Annotated in this window: 16 protein-coding genes; 11 read left to right on the forward strand and 5 right to left on the reverse strand. The window is 38.4% G+C overall.

The features are described from left to right. The first annotated feature begins 20 nt into the window (after positions 1–20). Genes nrfD through AN957_RS04815 form a run of 3 tightly spaced genes read left to right on the forward strand, consistent with a single transcriptional unit; the run spans position 21 to position 5015 of the window. On the forward strand, positions 21–1310 hold the full coding sequence (gene nrfD, locus AN957_RS04805) for an NrfD/PsrC family molybdoenzyme membrane anchor subunit (RefSeq protein WP_231690192.1): 1290 nt from the start codon (positions 21–23) through the stop codon (positions 1308–1310). Then, positions 1303–4401 (forward strand): molybdopterin-dependent oxidoreductase, encoded by a 3099-nt coding sequence (locus tag AN957_RS04810; RefSeq protein ID WP_053479036.1) that lies wholly within the window; start codon positions 1303–1305, stop codon positions 4399–4401. The genes nrfD and AN957_RS04810 overlap by 8 nt, the downstream gene beginning before the upstream one ends. Before the next feature lie 17 nt (positions 4402–4418). Further along, positions 4419–5015, forward strand: coding sequence for a molecular chaperone TorD family protein (locus AN957_RS04815; RefSeq protein ID WP_053479035.1), 597 nt, complete (start codon positions 4419–4421; stop codon positions 5013–5015). Between the two features lie 47 nt (positions 5016–5062). On the opposite strand, the gene AN957_RS04820 is transcribed toward AN957_RS04815, so the two are convergent. After that, positions 5063–5290 (reverse strand): DUF1128 domain-containing protein, encoded by a 228-nt coding sequence (locus AN957_RS04820; RefSeq protein WP_053479034.1) that lies wholly within the window; start codon positions 5288–5290, stop codon positions 5063–5065. Between the two features lie 521 nt (positions 5291–5811). Here AN957_RS04820 and AN957_RS04825 point away from each other — a divergent pair. The 3 genes from AN957_RS04825 to AN957_RS04835 are packed head-to-tail and all read left to right on the forward strand — an operon-like array spanning position 5812 to position 7491. Next, positions 5812–6282 carry a low molecular weight protein-tyrosine-phosphatase gene (locus AN957_RS04825; protein WP_053479033.1) on the forward strand — a complete coding sequence of 157 codons (471 nt, stop codon included), beginning with the start codon at positions 5812–5814 and terminating at the stop codon, positions 6280–6282. Positions 6283–6302: 20 nt separating this feature from the next. Continuing rightward, positions 6303–6638 carry a YtxH domain-containing protein gene (locus AN957_RS04830; protein ID WP_053479032.1) on the forward strand — a complete coding sequence of 112 codons (336 nt, stop codon included), beginning with the start codon at positions 6303–6305 and terminating at the stop codon, positions 6636–6638. Positions 6639–6666: 28 nt separating this feature from the next. Beyond that, complete coding sequence (locus tag AN957_RS04835) at positions 6667–7491, forward strand: YihY/virulence factor BrkB family protein (RefSeq protein ID WP_053479031.1); 825 nt, start codon at positions 6667–6669, stop codon at positions 7489–7491. 223 nt (positions 7492–7714) lie between these two features. On the opposite strand, the gene AN957_RS04840 is transcribed toward AN957_RS04835, so the two are convergent. Continuing rightward, positions 7715–9640 (reverse strand): heavy metal translocating P-type ATPase, encoded by a 1926-nt coding sequence (locus AN957_RS04840; RefSeq protein ID WP_053479030.1) that lies wholly within the window; start codon positions 9638–9640, stop codon positions 7715–7717. A gap of 200 nt (positions 9641–9840) precedes the next feature. Beyond that, positions 9841–11025 (reverse strand): MFS transporter, encoded by a 1185-nt coding sequence (locus AN957_RS04845; protein WP_056682595.1) that lies wholly within the window; start codon positions 11023–11025, stop codon positions 9841–9843. 186 nt (positions 11026–11211) lie between these two features. Here AN957_RS04845 and cax point away from each other — a divergent pair, with 186 nt between their 5' ends. Continuing rightward, positions 11212–12270: a calcium/proton exchanger gene (gene cax / locus AN957_RS04850; RefSeq protein ID WP_053479028.1), complete on the forward strand. Its 1059-nt coding sequence runs from the start codon at positions 11212–11214 to the stop codon at positions 12268–12270. A gap of 542 nt (positions 12271–12812) precedes the next feature. Continuing rightward, positions 12813–13631 (forward strand): YfkD famly protein, encoded by an 819-nt coding sequence (locus tag AN957_RS04855; RefSeq protein WP_053479027.1) that lies wholly within the window; start codon positions 12813–12815, stop codon positions 13629–13631. 75 nt (positions 13632–13706) lie between these two features. On the opposite strand, the gene yfkAB is transcribed toward AN957_RS04855, so the two are convergent. Continuing rightward, the gene (gene yfkAB / locus AN957_RS04860) at positions 13707–14843 is read right to left on the reverse strand and encodes a radical SAM/CxCxxxxC motif protein YfkAB (protein ID WP_053479026.1); all 1137 of its coding nucleotides are present in this window, start codon (positions 14841–14843) and stop codon (positions 13707–13709) included. 226 nt (positions 14844–15069) lie between these two features. Here yfkAB and nhaC point away from each other — a divergent pair, with 226 nt between their 5' ends. Next, positions 15070–16491: a Na+/H+ antiporter NhaC gene (gene nhaC, locus AN957_RS04865; RefSeq protein ID WP_053479025.1), complete on the forward strand. Its 1422-nt coding sequence runs from the start codon at positions 15070–15072 to the stop codon at positions 16489–16491. A 58-nt stretch (positions 16492–16549) separates the two neighbouring features. Here nhaC and AN957_RS04870 read toward each other — a convergent pair whose 3' ends face one another. Continuing rightward, positions 16550–17818 carry a helix-turn-helix domain-containing protein gene (locus AN957_RS04870; protein WP_053479024.1) on the reverse strand — a complete coding sequence of 423 codons (1269 nt, stop codon included), beginning with the start codon at positions 17816–17818 and terminating at the stop codon, positions 16550–16552. 186 nt (positions 17819–18004) lie between these two features. On the opposite strand from AN957_RS04870, the gene AN957_RS04875 reads away from it, so the two are divergent. Further along, positions 18005–19132 (forward strand): mandelate racemase/muconate lactonizing enzyme family protein, encoded by a 1128-nt coding sequence (locus AN957_RS04875; protein WP_053479023.1) that lies wholly within the window; start codon positions 18005–18007, stop codon positions 19130–19132. After that, on the forward strand, positions 19129–19851 hold the full coding sequence (locus AN957_RS04880) for a hypothetical protein (RefSeq protein ID WP_056682598.1): 723 nt from the start codon (positions 19129–19131) through the stop codon (positions 19849–19851). The genes AN957_RS04875 and AN957_RS04880 overlap by 4 nt, the downstream gene beginning before the upstream one ends. Positions 19852–19856 lie beyond the last annotated feature (5 nt).

Genomic DNA, 19856 nt, shown 5'->3' on the forward strand with positions numbered 1-19856 from the left:
CAAAAGGAGGAGTGAATTTTGTGAATACGAAGGCAAACTTAGTGAACAATATGCTCACCCCTGAACATAAGAAAGGGAAGCTTGAAAAAATATACTGGATTTCCTTATTCATTGTATTTGGTGTAGGGGTGTATTCAATCATTACCGGCTATTTTATGCAAGGAATGGAGTCTACTTATCTATCTAATATCGTGCCATGGGGCGGTTGGATTGCTTTTTATATATATTTTATTGGTTTAAGTGCTGGTTCCTTCTTATTATCTACATTAGTTTATGGATTTGGAATGGAAAAATTCGAAAAAATCGGCAGAGCTGCATTACTTTCTGCGATTGTTTGTATGATTACTGGTATTTTATTTGTTTTTTTGGATATCGGTCGTCCAGATCACGTCATGAATGCTGTAATCTATTGGAATGTAACGAGTACCATGTCATGGGAAATTCATTTCTATATCGTCTACCTAATTCTATTAGTAGTTGAATTGTATTTTTCTATGAGAAATGATCTTGTAAAAGTAGCAAAAAGCAACAATTTTAAAGGGAAATTATCACGATTCCTCATTTTCAATAAACAGGAATATACGGATATCGATAAAGGAAAGGATAAAAAGCGTTTAAAAATAATGGGTATTATCGGAATTCCGCTTGCTATTTTTGGTGTTCATGGTGGAACAGGCTCCATCTTTGCAGTTCTAAAAGCACAGCCCTATTTAAATTCTGCACTGTTCCCATTAATTTTTATTATATCTGCGTTAGTATCTGGCACAGCATTATCCATTGCGATCTATGTGATTAAATGTAAAGTGAAAAAACAACAGGCAGATCATTCAATGATTCGTTCCTTGGGAAGTATGCTCGCCCTATTTATCGGAATTGAAATCATCATGGTCTGGTATGAATTTTTAGTTGGATTTTATGGGCTAGAGCATGAAGAACTCGGCACGCTTCAATTAATAATGGGCAGTCCTTATTCATGGTCTTTCTGGCTCTTTCAAATGGGGTTTGCCCTGTTGTTCCCGCTTATCCTATTAGTAATCAAAAAAACACGGGAATCAATAAATTGGATTCTAGGCGCTTCTGTCATGGTGCTAATTGGTGTAGTCGGGGTGCGTTTCAATATGGTGATACCAACGTTAATTATGCCAAAAATCGATGGAATGCCTTATGGAAATTATTATATGAATCTTTCTGAGTGGTTAACTTCTTTTGGGGTCATTGCCATGTGTCTCATTCTTTATACAATTGGCGAAAAACTATTTCCAATAGATGAACTAGACTCTCACGAAAAGGGAGTGAGTAAACATGAGTAAGGATAAAATGAATCGAAGAGGCTTTCTAAAAGCACTGGGATCAATTGGTGCGGTAGCGATTATAGGTCCCGCATTTATTGGCCCTGTAAAACAGGTCATTAACGGGGTATGGATAGATGATGAACATGGTGTTGGAACGGATTATCAAGATTATACAGCCGAAAATGTCATTTTTACATCGTGTCAGCAATGTAATTCCTCTTGTACGATTAAAGCTTATATTGTTGCTGGAAGTGCTGGAGGAGCATACACATCCATTATTAGAAAAATTGCTGGGAATCAATACAGCCCGATAAATATGGTCCCTTACGGCCACATAAACTATGATACTCCACTTGAACAAGCGGTTAAAGGAACTGGAGATGTAGCCAAAAGTGGAAGAGGGTTCCGTGGGGGACGTACTTGCTTAAAAGGACAAGCTGGAATACAAACAGCCTATGATACATTTCGTGTACAGCATCCATTAAAGAGGGTGGGTGAACGTGGAAGCGGAGTATGGACAACACTAACTTGGGAAGAGGCATACAAAGAGATTCTAGAAGGAAGCAAGGATTTAAAAACCCCATCCTTAAAAGAAATATGGGCATATGTCCCAGAAGAAAAGGTAATGGCCGATTGGGATAAAGTGCAGGCAGGCGAAATGGAAAAATCCGCTTTTGATCAAAAGTATCAAGATGTGTTAATCGATACAAATCACCCTGACTTTGGACCAAAGTCAAATCAAATAGCGATCATGGCTGGACATCGCAGGGATTTCATTGAACGTCTTGCAATGAAAAGCTTAGGCACAGCTAATTACTATGACCATGGCGGTTATTGTGGAATTACGAGTGTAATGGGGAATGTTCGATCTTTCGATGCAACAAAACAGAAGAAACGAATGATCCCTGACTTTGAGAAGGCTGAATATGTTTTAGTGTGGGGAACGAACCCGATGACAGCTAATCGTGGTCCAACCACATTTGCCCCACAAATTACTAATGCAATCGAACGCGGAATGAAAATGGTTGTGATTGATCCTCGATATAGTAAGACTGCTGAAAAAGCAGATATGTGGGTTCCAGTAAAACCAGGCGGAGATGGTGCACTTGCAATGGCAATGTGCAGATGGATTATTGAGAATAATCGTTATGATGAACGATATTTGCGAAACCCTAATGAAGCTGCTGCACATTTAGATAGTGAACCAACATGGAGTGATGCTTCTTATCTTGTTAATGTTGGAGATCCAAAGAGACCGTTTTTAAGAGCAAAGGATTTAGGAATAGGTGAAGATGAGTTTGTCGTTCTTGAAAGAGGAAAACCTGTTCCACATACAAAAGCGGCAGATGGTGACCTAGAGGTAAGTACAGCGATAAATGGGATTAAGGTGAAATCTACCTTTACAATTTTTAAAGAAAAAGCGCTTGAAAAAACAATAGAGGAATACTCGGAGCAGTGTGATGTGTCTTCAGAAATAATCATCCAAATAGCCAAAGAGTTTACTTCCCATGGCAAGAAAGTAGGCATTCACTCCTATCGTGGCCCAGCCATGCATACGAATGGATATTACAGCAGCCGCGCGATAAATATGCTCAACCATTTAGTAGGAAATCATGACTGGGCAGGAGGAGACACTGCATTAGGTGCAAAATATAAAACAACTGAAGGCAGATATGATCTAGCTTCTGTGCCAAATCCAAACATTTCTTGGGGAATACCAGTTACTCGTCATAAAACACCTTATGAAAAAACAACATTATTCGAAAGAGAGGGCTATCCAGCTAAACGACCTTGGTATCCTTTAGGGAACAAGCTTATTCAAGATGTTCTTCCAAGTTCAGCAGAAGGCTATCCATATAAGATTAGAGCTCTTATTATGAACAGAACATCCCCGATCATGTCAGGACCACGGTCAGATATGCAGGAGAAATTCCTAAAAGATACAAAAGTAGTTGAACTTGTTGTATCCTCCGATATTGTTATAGGAGAATCAACTAAATATGCTGATTTTATTTTGCCTGATTTATCCTATCTAGAGAGTTGGAATACAGAGGCCATTTTCCCAATCCTAAAATATAAATTTGCGAGTGTCATTCAGCCAGTGACTAGAGTTGTACCAGATGCAAGGCAGACAGAACAAGTATATATTGACCTTTTGAAAGAAATGGGATTACCAGGTGTTGGAGATAGCGCACTAGCTGATGGGTCTCCAATTAATAGTCCGGAAGATTATTATCTTAAAATGGTTGCAAATATTGCTTTCGATGGCAAAAAGGCAGTAAAGGATGCGAGCTCAGAAGAAATAGCCATTTTTGAGAAGGCAAGAAAACTAGCCTTAGGAAAGTATTTTGATATGAATAAACTGAAAAGTTCCGTTACGCCTGAAGAATGGAAAAAGGTTGTATATGTCCTAAATCGTGGAGGAAGATATGAGGCTCAAGGAGATGAACATATCGGGGCACATATTAAATATCAATGGGCAAATCTTGTTCATTTCTATGATGAGAAGGCTGCAGGATTCAAAAGCTCCTATACGGGTAAGTTCTTTGAGGGAGTGGCTTTTTTCGATGAAATTAGGAAATATAACGGGGAGGTATATAAACCCAATAAATCTTTTCAGTTTATTAACTGGAAATCAAGAAATATGGGAACGCATCGGAATGAAAGTAACGCGTGGCTTCGTGAAGTGCGAGATGAGAATTATTTATGGATGAACCCGATAGATGCCAAGAAAAAAGGAATCGAAACGTCTGATTTCGTTCATATTATTTCCAATAGTAAAAAGGAAAAAGCAAGGGTACTCGTTACACCAGGAATAAAACCAGGTGTCGTAGGTGCTAACTTTAGCTTTGGTCACTATGCATACGGGTCAAGTAAGGAAAAAATTGATGGGAAAATAATAAAACCGGCAGAGAAATATGGTCACCTCCCATTTAATACGAATACACCAATGCATGAGGAATCAGGATATTCGAGAGGAAGAGGACAAGGATTCTCTGTGAATGATCTGGCTGATAAGGATGATAGTTATTTTGAAGGATATTTAGCAGATCTTTTAATTGGAGGACCCGCACAGCAGGATGTTTTTGTTGACATTGAAAAAGTCTAAATATAAAGGTGATCATTATGATTCTTACGAAAGAGGAACGATATGGCCAACTTGCCTTAAATAATATTATGTCATGTGTTTGGCTTGGAGAATGGGACCGGTATGAAGGGATCTTTCGACATATGGATGAGGAATTGATAAAGAAATTCCCTTTCCACTCTCACTATAATCTGGAGGAAGTAAAGTTATGGCATGAGAATCATTTTTTTATTCCAGGTGACTATTTTGTATCGCCTTACTTTTCCTCTTATATAAAAAAAGGGCTTGATGAACACGAGGAACGGAAGAAGGATCTGCTTTGTCTGATTGGTTTATATGAAAAGATTGGTTTCTTATATCCGCTTGAAAAAGAGATTTATCCAGATCATTTTGGATGCATTACTGCTTTTCTTGGTTCTGTAATCCAAGAAAGCATAAAAGCTGATGCTGAAAAGGATGAAGAGTATAAAAGCAAGCTTAATGAACTAAATCAAAATGTAATTGGCCGTTATATTTTTCCTGTCCTGCAAGTATTAAGGGAAAACGCAAAACCGAAAATAAGGCATCCATTTTTTAAAGAATTTCTAAATTTTTATATTCAGATTATGACAGAGGAAATGAATGAAACTGCATGAAGAAAAATAAGGTAATAGAAAAATACAGCCTATAAAAGGCTGTATTTTTACTTGTTTTTCCTAAGGCTGCCCAGTTCCTCTACTAATGCCTGCATTTCATTGGGACTAAAGGAGTTCTTCTTCATGACAAGGTCATAAATATCTTTTAATTCCTCGTACATTTCCTCATCGAAATGTGATGGTTTAATGGCTCCTAAGTTTAATACCTTAAGCTTATTCTTAATTTCTTCAATCATGTACTCTACATTTTCAGTTGACTTTATAGTAAGATTCACCTAGACATCCCCTCCCAGAACTATCATATTCAGCTTGTAACAAAAAAATTAGTGTTTTTTTCTGTTTTAGATAACTGTCTAGCTGCAGCACCCAGCAACTATAGGCCTTCCGTTTCCTGCGATAGGTCAAGCACGAATGCGCTAACGCTCTTCGTGTTTCCTTTATCGAAAGAACCGGTCCTTCTGCGTTTGTACGGCGATGACCAAGGCGCTTCCGCATTTCTAATAATAAGAAAGTGTAATTTTGGAGTTAGAGAATTGTCTAGCTCCAGCGCCTATCGCCTATCAAACTTCAGGTCCCCTCCCTACGATAAGTCAACATCGAATCGCTAACGCTCTTCGTGTTTCCTTTATCTCAGTCGCGGTCCTTCCAGTTTGTACGGCGATGACCAAGGCGCTTCCGCATTTCTAATAATATTCCCATCTTTCCATGTTCATTATTAAATGTCAACAGGAAATATTGATATGGGTTGCAGAAGATAGCAAGTTAGAAGAAAATAATGACAAGGAGGAATTGGAATATGATTAATGTTTTATTTGTTTGTCTAGGAAATATTTGCCGATCACCGATGGCAGAGGCGATGTTTCGAGATCTTGTTAAGAGGGAAGGATTGGAACATGAGGTTCATGTTGATTCTGCAGGTACAGGGGACTGGCATGTTGGAAGTCCACCACATGAAGGAACGCGAGGCATTTTGACAAAATACAATATTGATGCAGAAGGCCTCTGTGCGAGGCAAATTCGAGAAAGTGACTTACATGATTTTCAATACATAGTGGCAATGGATGCTTCTAATGTTCAAAATATCGAGAAGCTGATTAAGGGAAATTCTCATTCACATATTGTTAGGCTCCTTGATTATGTCGATGAAAAACAAGAAAAAGATATACCGGATCCTTATTTTACGGGGGATTTTGAGGAAACATATGAACTCGTGAAAATAGGCTGTACAAATTTATTAAAAGAAGTGCGCAGGAACCATAATATATAAGAAAGTGAGTGTGTGAAAAAATGGGGAGATCTTTATTTTGGAAAGGTGTATTTTTAGGTGCGATAGCAGGTGGTGCATTAAGCTTATTTGATAAGGACACGAGACAAGCTGTTGCAGCAAATTGTAAAAAGACAACGGGTGAGATTACACATTATATAAAGCATCCTAACGAGGCGATTAGTCAAGTGAAAGAAATGACAAATAAGGTGAAAACAACGATTGAGCAAGTCACTACTGATGTTTCCTTTATTGCCAGCAAAGTGGAAGAATTAAAGGATGGGACAGCAGATATTGCTGGACTGGAAGATGATTTTGATGATTCCTATAAAGAGTGGCCAATAGAAGATAAGAATTAAGCACAAATGAAATGGGGGAGGTGTTGAAATGGGACAAGCATTCAGGACCCTTATTCCGAGGTTAGTAAAAAGAATATTTGCAAATGATCTATTTGGTCTTGCTGCTCAATTGGCCTATTTCTTCCTGCTCTCGCTCTTTCCATTACTTCTATTTTTAGTTACTCTCTTGCCTTATTTGCCAATCACTCAGGAGGATATCCTTGGAGTGATCCGTGATTTTGCACCAGGAGATAGCATGAAATTAATTGAAACAAATATTAATGAACTCTCACAAAAAAACGGAAAGCTCCTTTCCTTTGGAATCATCGCAACCATTTGGTCAGCATCAAATGGAATTAACGCAATTGTTAAAGCGCTGAATTCAGCTTACGAAGTAGAGGAGAGCCGTCCTTTTCTTATTGCAAGGGGTATGGCGATTTTATTTACCTTTGCGATGCTATTTGTTTTTGTCGTTGCTTTGCTTCTTCCGGTATTTGGCAAGCTGATTGGGGTCTATTTATTTGCTAAGTTGGGCCTTTCTGATGAGTTTATGTCGATATGGAATACGCTTAGGTGGCTCGTAAGTTCGATTATTTTGTTCATTGTGTTTACAGGGCTTTATTGGATCGCCCCTAATAAAAAATTAAAGTGTATAACTGTTATTCCAGGCGCTATATTTGCTACAGTCGGCTGGGCTATATCATCTCTCGCTTTTTCCTTTTATGTGACGAATTTTGGCAATTACTCCGCTACTTATGGAAGCATTGGTGCAATCATTGTATTGATGATCTGGTTTTATTTAACAGGGGTCATCATCATTATTGGCGGAGAAATCAATGCCATCTACAGTAAATACAAAAGGGATGACTGTTAAAAATATGCTATAAGTTTCCTATGATAAAAATAATCTTCTGTTAAAGAATAAGACAGGGGGAAATGATTTATTATCAAAGGAGGCAATCAAATGACAAAGCAAACAAAAAAAGACGGTGGAACCAAGCAAAAGGGCAAGAACAAGCCGAAGCAAAAAACATCCGGATCTGCTAACGGACAAAATGGATATCATTAAGAAAAGCCCGGGGAATCCCGGGCTCCTCTTATGATTTTAAAAGTCTTAAGCTATTAAGGATAACTAGAATGGTGCTGCCTTCATGAGCGATCACACCAAATGGAAGATCCACAAATTGAAGAAAGTTAGATGCGATTAAGAACATAATCACGGTAATAGAAAAGACGACATTTTGCTTGATGATTCGATTCATTCGTTTAGAAAGCTGAATGGCATCAGAAATACGAGGCAAATCGTTTTTCATGAGAACCACATCTGCCGTTTCGAGCGCGACATCAGAGCCTTCCCCCATGGCAATCCCAACATTAGCAGTGGCAAGGGCGGGAGCGTCATTAATTCCATCTCCAACCATTGCAACATTGCTATGTGTTTCCTTAAGCTTTTTTAAGTGCTCCACTTTGTTTTCGGGTAAACATTCGGCAATAAAGTCATCTAAGTGGGCTTCTTTTGCAATGGCTTTCCCTGTTTTTTGGCTGTCACCAGTTAGCATAATTGTATAAATGCCTTGGGTTTTTAATTGATCAATTGCTTTTTTGGTCTCTTCACGAACCACATCTTGCAGAGCGATGAGCCCAGCTATTTCATCGTTTTTTTGAACAAAAACAACGGTTTTACCTTGACAGGCCATTCGTTCCAAGGCGCCATTTGAAAAGTTTTCGGCTGCTTCAAGCCCAACAAATGATGCTTTGCCAATTTTCCACTCATCCTCAAGCAAGGAAGCCTTTACTCCCCAGCCTGGAACATCCTCCATCCTTTCTGGAGTAATCAATGCCTTATCCAAAGTCTTCTTTGCATAATTAACAATAGCGTTTGCTAATGGATGTGTAGAGTGACTTTCAATGGAGGCAGCAATTAACAAAACTTCCTCACTAGAAACGCAATCGGCCGCAATAATATCAGTTACTTCAGGTTTTCCCTTTGTTAATGTACCTGTTTTATCAAATGCAATGGCTTTTAAATGGCTTAAGTTTTCTAAATGGACGCCTCCTTTAAAAAGGATCCCATGCCTTGCTCCGTTTGAAATAGCTGATAAGGTAGCAGGCATAATGGAGGCAACTAAAGCACAGGGAGAAGCAACAACAAGTAAGATCATGGCCCGGTAAAAGGTTTCCATCCAGCTCCATCCTAACAGGAAGTGAGGAAGAAACATCATCAATACAACAACTGTTAAGATCACCTTGACATAAGTGCCTTCAAATTTTTCAATAAAAAGCTGTGAAGGGGATTTTTCACTTTGTGCCGATTGAACAAGCTGAATGATCTTTTGAAATAGAGTTTCACTGTTTGGCTTTGTAATTTCAACTGTAATCGCCCCATTTAAATTAACTGTTCCAGCGAAAACGGCATCCTCTTTATCTTTAGATACAGGGATGGATTCACCAGTAATTGCTGCCTCATCAATGGTAGTATGGCCTTTGGCGATTTTACCGTCAGAAGGAATGCGTTCACCTGGTTTTACTAATATGAAATCTCCGATGACTAATTCGGAAACATGGATTTTTTCCTCATATCCATCATTGATTCGTAAGGCTTGCTCCGGCTGAAGCTCCATTAATGCCGAAATCTCTTTATGACTTTTATTCATCGTATAGGTTTCCATGGCTCCACTTACTGCAAAGATAAAGATCAGTATGGCACCTTCTGTCCAGTAGCCAATTAGGCATGAGCCAATGGCTGCAAAAATCATAAGCATCTCTACATTTAATTCTTTATTCGCAATTGTTTCTTCGATGCCTTCCTTTGCTTTAGCAAAGCCGCCAATAATAAAGGCTATTATATATGTGACAATTGAAGCAGTTGCAAGCTCATTTTTGTCTAAAAGCCAGCCAGCTGCAATAAGAACACCGCTTAGGAGCGCAGCGATTAATTCTGCATGCGGCTTTGCTTTTTCAAATAAGGTACTGTTCTCTGCTAATGATGAACTTTGGGTTAAGGTTTTCACTTCAGAACTCATGATATTCCTCCTTTGTATGATGAATTTAGACTTTTTGTTATTCTTGTTGAGAAAAATAATCAACGTCAATTGCCCTATAAAACGACGAAAGCTGCCGCCCAAAGGCGACAGCAAAAAATCATTGTAGACACAAGTCATTTATTATTATTATTTATAGTTTACTATATATGAAATGCAATGAACAGGGAAATGTTTCTTTATTAACTATTAAAATATGATTCTTTATTTGGTACAGCTTGCTTTTGTCCAAAAATTACAACGATCAGGAAAATGAACAAAAGCATTATGCTTATAATATTAAAAAAACTGATTGATTTAAAGTATTGAATAAAAACCCCGCCGAGATATGGTCCGATTAAACTCCCAATACTAAAAGCAACCCCGCAGAGAAGGTTTCCTGTCGGAAGTAAATTCTTCGGCATTAAGTCAGTCATAAAACTGATGCCTAGAGAAAAGGTTGAACCGACAACCATTCCCGCAATAAATAGGCAAATCGTTAGAGCAATGATGCTTTCTTCCATGAAACTTGCCGCCGTAAAGCTTAAAAAACCAGCAAATAAAATAATCATCAATATGTTTCTTCTTCCATATTTATCACTAAGAATCCCCAGTGGCAATTGAAAAACAATGGCCCCAATTGCAAAGGAGGTGAGCAGGATGGATACACTGGATACCTCAAGCCCGATCCTAAGCCCGTATACAGGAAAGCTCCCATTTAATGAAGCTTCGAGAAATCCATAGCCTAAAGGAGGCAGGAATGCAACCCAGCCATATTTCGTTGCTTTTTTAAAACGCTTGATTGTTTCTTTTAATGAATTCACCTCGATCGTTTGTTCAGGAAAATCATTTTTTAATGTGAAAATGAATACCCAGGCAATAAGGCAAAGGGCAGATGAGATAATAAAAGGCAAAGTCTCATTTACTTTGACAAGCGGTGCCATTAAAGGTCCAATGGCAAACCCAACGCCAAAAAATAATCCATATAAGGAAATATTCCGTCCTCTTTTATGCTCAGGCGATGAAGAAGTAATCCATGTTTGTGTCCCAAAGTGTAGGGCATGATCACCGATTCCAATTAACAGCCTTAGGATGAACCAAAACCAAAAGGATTTCCAAAAAGGAAAGAGAACTAGCGAGAGCACAACTAGAAATCCACCAAGAATAATGACTGGTTTATAGCCATATTTTCTTAAGGGATATTCCATAAAAGGGGAAATGAGTAAGATGCCAATATATAACCCTGTCGCATTTAGCCCATTCAAACTTGAGGAAATTCCTTCATTTTCAAAAATGATAGCGATTAAAGGAAGCAGCATCCCCTGACTAAACCCGGAAATAGCTACAATACTAACTAATATCCAAAACCTTGTATTTTCTTTATTCATTATGAATCCCTCTATTTCTTTTACGCACTCATTAATGATGGTACTCGAGAATAATGGGGAATGGCAAGAAAAATAATGTTTTTAAATTGATTGTCAGGGAAGAATAATATGACATATTAAGGAGAAAAAGAGTGGAGCATGGCTGAGCCGAAAGTGAATTTTGCTTAGAAGGGATGATTCAATATAATGAATAAAGTTTTTATGGTATTAGTATTAGCGGGTGTTCCGCTATCTGTCATCGGGACGCTAATGCATTGGTCAAGTATTATCCTATTTATTGTCTATTGCTTAACCATTATTGCATTGGCAAGTTTTATGGGGAGAGCAACTGAAAGTCTGGCAATTGTAGCTGGACCAAGGATTGGCGGGTTGTTGAATGCGACATTTGGAAATGCTGTTGAACTAATTATTTCGATTTTTGCGCTTAAAGAGGGCCTGATTGGCGTTGTCTTAGCTTCATTAACTGGATCTGTATTGGGGAATTTATTATTAGTTGCCGGTTTATCCTTTTTTATCGGTGGTCTTAAATATAAACGCCAAACCTTTAATGTTTTTGACGCAAGACATAATTCTGGTCTGCTCATGTTTGGAGTCATTGTCGCTTTTGTAATCCCAGAAATTTTTTCTCAGACAATGACCGAAAGCAAAACATTAAGTTTTAGTGTTGGGATTTCTATTATATTGATTGTTTTGTATCTAGCAGCTTTATTTTTCAAGCTTGTTACCCATCGTGGGGTATACCAGACAGATAACGTGAGCGAAGTTCGGCATGAAGAGGAAGAGCCAGAGTGGGGGAAAGGTAAAGCCATTACAGTTCTTCTGCTTGCAACAATAGCAGTCGCATATGTTTCCGAAAATTTAGTACACACATTTGAAACTGTTGGGGAAACCTTTGGCTGGTCAGAGTTGTTTATCGGGGTTGTTATTGTTGCTATTGTAGGGAATGCTGCTGAACATGCATCAGCAATTATTATGGCTTATAAGAACAAAATGGACATTGCCGTTGAAATTGCGATTGGCTCAACCTTACAAGTAGCGATGTTCGTCGCACCTCTGCTTGTTTTAATATCCTTAATGTTTCCTACTGCAATGCCTTTAGTATTTACTCTTCCAGAGCTCATAACGATGGTCACAGCAGCCTTGCTTATGATCATCATTTCGAATGATGGCGAAACGAATTGGTTTGAGGGGGCAACATTGCTTGCTGCTTATTTAATAATGGGGATCGGCTTTTATCTGCTATAAAAAGTTCAATTTACAATGAAAATGGTGTTTGCAAATAAAGAGGGCTGATTTGCAAATAAAAATGAGAATACGCAAAAAAGGCGGAGTTTGCAAATAAAAATGAGAATATGTAAAAAAGTTGTTTGCTTATTATAAATAGTGTTTTCCTACAAAAAAACGACTCTGTGATAATCACAGAGTCGTTTCTATTCATCCGGTTAAAAAAGGAATGTCAATCTACTCGCTTGAAAAGGCATTGATCACCAACTTTCATGTTGTTATTTGACCACAAAACCTATGTTGGAACGATGATTTCTATTCAATAAAAATGCCATCCTCCTTTATTAGTAAGCGAATCGACTTAACGGCCCTCCTTTTTCTTTTAAAGTAAATTTATTATATGTTAATTATTAACATTTGTAAATATTCTGATTTTTACAAATGTGTTACAAAATAGATGTGATAGAATGCAATTTTATTTCTAGGAATGGATAATATTACAGGACTCCGAAAAAACTATAAGCAAGCCTGAAAAGATTGTGAATTGAAAGGAGTTTATCAGCATGAAAAAGTACTTGTCCATTTTCTTGTTAGGTCTAATTCTTGTATTTACACTTCAACATCCTGCTGGGGCAGATAAAGAGAAGAAAAAGGATGAGCAAGTTCCAAAGGGAATAGCGATTCCGAATTCGGTTTTACAAATAACGAAAGAAAATACGTACCCGAATCCAGTTCAGGATATGCCAACACTGCAGCCTAGTGATCTGACACAGAAGTTAATTGATACATCGAAGGTGAAAATTGAAAACCCTGATCTCATTCGAATGCTTAATGAAACGACTGTGAATAGTACGCCATTTGCTATTGGGTATCGCGCAATTATTTATTTAGGACAATGGCCGCTCAATTATGAGTCATCTGAAACTTCGCCAAACTGGGAATATCAAAAGATTAATACGAATTACTTTGATAACCGGGGAGGGAAGGCTCCTTATCAAATCCATTACGTTCAAGAAGTTCAAAAAATTGTAAGAGGAGGACTAACAGCAAAAGTTCCAAATAACGAAGATGTTAAAAAGATGATGTTGTTAAAAGCCATGGAAAAGTCTGGATTGCCGCTCGGCTTTGAAACGATTATTGGTGCGGGGACGAAAAAGGATCATAAGTACAACATTCCTCCAAAACGTTTAGGCTATTTATATGCCTATGCTCCTGCAGTTAATGAAAAAGGAAAAGTAACCTATGGAGAAGTGTATATCATGCTTAAAGGAAATAAAAAAATGATTATTATTAAAAACGTTACCTCACAGGGTGTAGGGGCATGGATTCCTATACAAGATCATGTTTCGTTCGGTTTTATGGCATCTGAACACCCAAGATAATAACTGGTGCCATGCACTGTTCATGGAGATATTTATACTTCATAGGTGGACAGATAATTAGAAACTCAGCCGCATTTAGCGGCTGAGTGTTGTGTTCGTAAGCTGGGCTTTTCTTTTTAAAAAATCAATATCCTTGTAATAGCTGTTTTTCACTAATACATTTGGACCGAGACAGCTTACTTGAGAACAATGACAGTTCAATGACTCTGCAAGGTCAGATTTCATCCATTTTTGAAACACCTCTTCAAGCGCATTCTCCTGAATATTTCCAAGTGCAGGGGTGTCACCAAAATCAGTCACAATGACCTCACCAGTGAAAATATTTACATTTAAACGGGAACGTCCATCAGGATCATTTCGTACCGTAACATTTTTTGCAGCATAAAGGCGTTTTAATAGGTCTAGATCCTCCGTATTCGAGCTGCACGCATAAAATGGAAGGGTGCCAAACAGCATCCATGTATCTTCATTCCGGATATCCAGTAAATGATGAATAGCAGAACGCATTTCCTCCAAAGAAAGTGTTTCTAATGTGGAGGCAAAATCGGAAGGGTACATCGGGTGAATTTCATGTCTTCCACAGTTCATTTCTTCAACAATTTGCTTATGGATTTTCTCAAGGTATGGCAAAGTCCGTTTATTAAGCATTGTCTCTGCAGAAACCATCACACCTGCCTTAGCTAGCTCACGGCTATTCTCAATCATCCGATCAAAAAGCCTCATTCTCTGATCCACAGTAGGTTTGCGCTCCATCATCGCAAAACCGCCTTCGATAAAATCATTCTCGGTTCCCCAGTTATGAGAAATATGCAGCACATCAAGATAAGGAATAATTGCCTCATAACGGCTAAGTTCGAGTGTTAAGTTCGAATTAATCTGTGTCCGAACACCACGATTATGTGCATAACGGAGTAATGGCACCACATACTCTTCCACAGACTTTTTCGATAGCATAGGTTCTCCGCCAGTAATGCTTAATGATCTTAATTGGGGAACTTCCTCAAGTCTTTTAAGCAAGAAATCAATTGGCAATGCATTTGGATCTTTGGGCTGGAGTGTATAGCCGACAGCACAATGCTCACATCTCATATTACATAAAACAGTGGTCGTAAACTCAATATTAGACAATGTAAGCTTTCCATATTCCTCCATGTCCATATATGCTTCCCAGGGATCATATTTTGGGCTTATTTGCTTTAGCTTTCCTATCATAATTTTCTTCCTTTCTAGTAACATCTGATATTATTAATTTTACGGGCAATATTGTCAATAGATACTGGTTATTCATAATAAAAACCAACTTTTCTGAAATTAATTGGATAAAAATTAATTGACTTGCAACTATATGAAAGATTATTATATTTCTATTAACGACTATTTAACGACAATTTTAAATTGTCTAATAATTGTAATATTTTGGGAACGGGGGAAAGTTTATATGAAGCGGGAGATTTCGTTTAAGGTTGCCATTATACCACTTGTTGTAATGATCATAGTAATGGCTCTTACGGTTGTCGTACTAGAGCAGGGACCGCACATTCCCTTGATTGTCGGGACATCTGTTGCTGCACTTGTTGCTTGGAGGTCTGGCTATAAATGGAAGGAAATTGAAGAAGCGATGTATAAGGGGATTCGTCTCGCGTTGCCAGCCGTTATTATTATTATGCTCGTAGGGCTAACAATTGGGGCTTGGATCGGTGGCGGAGTGGTAGCTACGATGATCTATTATGGATTGAAGATCATCACACCTTCACTATTCCTAGTTTCAATATGTGTCATTTGTTCAATTGTATCGTTAGCAATTGGAAGCTCATGGTCAACAATGGGAACAATCGGTGTTGCTGGAATGGGGATCGGACTAAGTATGGGGATACCGGCTCCGATGATTGCGGGAGCCATCATTTCTGGTGCTTATTTTGGGGATAAAATGTCACCGCTTTCAGATACAACCAATTTAGCGTCAGGGCTGACAAATACAGATTTATTTGTACACATTAAACATATGTTTTATACAACAATTCCAGGGTTAATTATTGCATTAGTCACATATGCATTTTTAGGAAGGAACTTTGGAAAAGGGAATGTAGATACTGCTAATATTGATCAAATTATTGGAGTCATGCAGGATAGCTTTGTGATATCACCTTGGCTATTAGCCGTGCCATTAATCGTAATTATTTTAGTAGCAAAAAAAGTTCCTGCTGTTCCTGCTTTGTTAATAGGGATTTTACTAGGTTTTCTATCACAAATTGTCATTCAAGGAGGAAATGTTGCAGACGCGGTTGCTACATTGCAAAGTGGGTTTGTCATTAATACAGGAAATGAAATGGTGGACAATCTATTTAACGGCGGAGGATTAGACTCCATGATGTACACGGTTTCAATGACCATTGTCGCAATGACTTTTGGAGGAATACTAGAAAACACAGGAATGCTCAGTGCCATTGTTTCACAGATTTTGAAACTAGCTAAAACAGCGAAGAGCCTGGTAATCTCTACTATTGCTTCTTGCTTTGCCACAAATGCTGCATGTTCTGAGCAATACATTTCTATTGTTATTCCATCTCGCATGTTTGCAAAAGCTTATCGAGATAAAGGGCTTCATTCAAAAAACTTATCGAGGGCTCTAGAGGATGGGGGAACACTAACATCCGTCTTCGTTCCTTGGAATACATGCGGAGTCTTCATTTTCGGCACCCTTGGAGTATCTGCATTCCAATATGCACCATATGCTGTACTTAATTTTATCGTACCAATTATTTCAATTATCTTTGCTATGACTGGATTTTCGATCGTTAAACTGACGGAAACAGAAAAGCTAGCACTGGAAAAAGAAGAAGAGGCTGTTCTTAAAGGGTAAGAAAAAAAGGAAAGTTCATTTTCGTATGAACTTTCCTTTTTCCTACATTCTGACCAAGTTACTGGTAAATAGGTAAATTAAGTATATATACAGCTCTCGGGCGACCTTGCTGATAGGTCATTTCCTCACCGATTGTGCTGATGTATCCGTGATCAGCCAGTTTTTTTATGATCCGCTCGGTCGTTCTTCGTGTCACTTGTAAATACTCACTAAGATCTGCCGCGGTAAAGTGATGGGATTGTCTTTCCTTTCCAAATTGGATGAGCTTTGAAAGATTCGCCGGACTTAATTTTGCCTTTTGAGCAATTTGAAGCAATTCAGGGTGATCATTGATTAAGCGCTGTTGCTTTTTCTCCTTTGGGTAAGGACCTAATAATTTTTTGTCATTAGTTAAAATATACATGCAGCTTTCTTTTAGATCCTTTTCGGCAAAACGGAGAGCAACTAGTGCGTTTTTATCCGCTTCCATAATGGTTGAGCCAAAGCCAAAACCGATTGATACACCAGGAAAACCCGAAAAATACTGAAGGAGAGTATCCTGCTCTAGTAATCCTTCTATGTCACCGCGAGTGCTGTATAATGAATAATTAGTAGGGCTGATTTGTTGAATTGAAGCATGAATGGCATGTGCAATTGCTTCAAAAAGTTTCTGAATTTCTTTTACTTGTAAGTCTGTCGATAAATAGCCAACTGCGACCTGTGCCGAAAGACTTTTTTTATACATGGCAAATGATTTTGCTTCTTGTAATCCGCGGATCACTGAAGTTTTCGGGTCAGCCATACGCATAGAAGGGATCCCATAAAGCACTAATTGATCGTAAACAGCATGGATGCTTGTGATGGCTAAATCAATTTTTCCCTTTTCCCATAAGGATTGGTGAAAAGAAACAATCTCGAATAAATTGAACCTATCTTTATTAAGCATATCCTCGTAATCAATGACATGCTTAGGGAAAGTTTCAATATCTACTGAAGCAAGTACATCCTCAACGATGGAAGAGTTGAATAAATCAATGGATATACGATCCAAGGAAACCTGCTTATGATAGATTGCAGCTAACAAGGAAGAAGAAATGGTTAATTCATCTTGTGCTAAATAAAGAGTGGGAACTGGCAGCTGCTCTCGTTCTTTTTTAGAAAAATAGTAGGGCAATGCTCCAGAAAAGAACACCACATCACAAGGTTTAAGTTGATTAATTAAACTAGGTGCCTGTAGAGGATCTTGATAGATGTAACTGTCTAATTCAATATCATTGATTAAAGATACCAAAAATTGAATTCGTTCGAAAAATTCAGCAGAGCTTATTACTGCAATTCTTGTTTTCATTGGTTCACCTCTTTATTGTGGGGAATTGTCTAGCGCAAGAGGTCTATCGTCTATCAAACTTCAGGTCTCCTCCAGTTTGTACAGAGATGATCAAGACGCTTTCGCTTTTCGTGATTAACGACTATTTAACGACAACTATATCAAATAAATAGAATATTTGTAAATTAAAAAAAGGGAGTTTTACATATGAAAATTTCAGCTATTCATCTTTACGCGATTCACTTACCGCTACATGTCCCATTTGTTGTCAGCTACCATTCATACGATTATATGCCATCTGTCATTGTAAAGGTTGAAACAGACGAAGGCATTGTTGGGTATGGGGAAGCGGTAGCGGATGAACATGTGACAGGGGAATCATGGGAAGGAGTCTACCAGATTCTCAAAAATACCCTTGCACCCGTTGTAATGGGAAAGAATCCGATGGAAATCGAAAAACTTCATGATCATATGAACAAAACAATTTATGGTGCACCGACGGCAAAAGCGGCTATAGATATAGCTTGTTTTGATATTATGGGCAAGAAACTGCAGCAGCCTGTTTATCAGCTAATTGGCGGCAGATATCATGATGAGTTTCCGATTACTCATGTATTAAGTATTGCAGAACCTGAAGAAATGGCAGTTGAAGCAGCAGCAATGGTTGAGCAAGGATACTGCTCCTTTAAAATGAAGGTCGGAACAAATGTTAGTTTGGATGTTAAGCGCATTCAAGCCGTTCGTTCAAAGGTAGGAGAAGAGATTGCGATTCGTGTGGATGTCAATCAAGGCTGGAAAAATAGCGCTACCGCGTTAACCGCACTTAAACAATTGCAGGATTGTAATCTTGACTGGGTAGAGCAGCCTGTTGTAGCAGATGATATTGATGGAATGGTTGAAATAAAAGCGAAATCTGTTTTTCCATTAATGATAGACGAAGGATTAAAAGGACCGCGTGAAATGCTTGAGATTATCCAAAAGCGTGCAGCCGATAAAGTGAATATTAAATTAATGAAATGCGGGGGCATTTATCCAGCAGTCAAACTGGCACATCAAGCAGAGCTTGCAGGTCTTGAATGCCAAATTGGATCAATGGTGGAATCCTCCATTGGTTCTGCAGCAGGTTTCCATGTTGCTTTTTCCAAAAAAGCAATTACGAGTGTAGAGCTGACTGGTCCGCTGAAATTCTCAAAAGATGTTGGCAATCTTCACTATGATGTGCCATTTATTCGACTAACAGATAAGCCTGGACTTGGTGTGGACGTGAACGATGAAATGATGAGAGAATTAACAGTCTTCCATGAAAGCGTCTATTTAAAGGAGGAGAATGTGTGAGTCACATTTACAAAGGAATACTAAAAAATAAACAGATCTCCTTTGCTGTAAGAAAATTAACGATGGGAGATTTGCCAGGGATATTGAATGTGCAAGACCAAGTGATCCTTCAGCTGGAAAATAAAAAGCGGCTTCAGCCACTAACAGATGAAGAATTTCAATTCATCTTAGAAGGAAATGGGTGGATGATTGGAGCATTTGCTGAAGATCAGCTAATTGCCTTTCGGGCATTGTTAGTGCCCCTGATTGATGAGGAGCATTTAGGAAGGGATATTGGGCTATCAGAAACAGAATTGCCCAAGGTCATTTATCAGGAGATTTCAAATGTGCTTCCAAAATTCCGCGGAAACCAATTGCAAAAAATTCTAGCGAGCCTTATCATGCACGAGTTAGCAAAGGAAAATCCTCCATACCGTTATGTCTGCTGTACGGTAGCACCTTTTAACATACCTAGTCTTAAGGATAAATTTGCTCAAGGAATGAAGATTGCAGCCCTAAAAGAAAAATATGGCGGCAGTATGCGTTATATTTTAGTGAAAGACTTAGAGGATATAGAAGAACCTAAATATAAGGAAACCATTTTTATGCAAATGCAGGACATTCATGCTCAGCAAGTAAAACTGGCTGAAGGCTGGCACGGGATACAAATGGAAGAACGAGAAGGAGAATGGTGGGTGCAATATGCACTGTCAACAAGCAATGACCAGCACCGCCAGTGAACAAA

Source organism: Cytobacillus solani (assembly GCF_001420595.1).
GTDB lineage: Bacteria > Bacillota > Bacilli > Bacillales > Cytobacillaceae > Cytobacillus > Cytobacillus solani.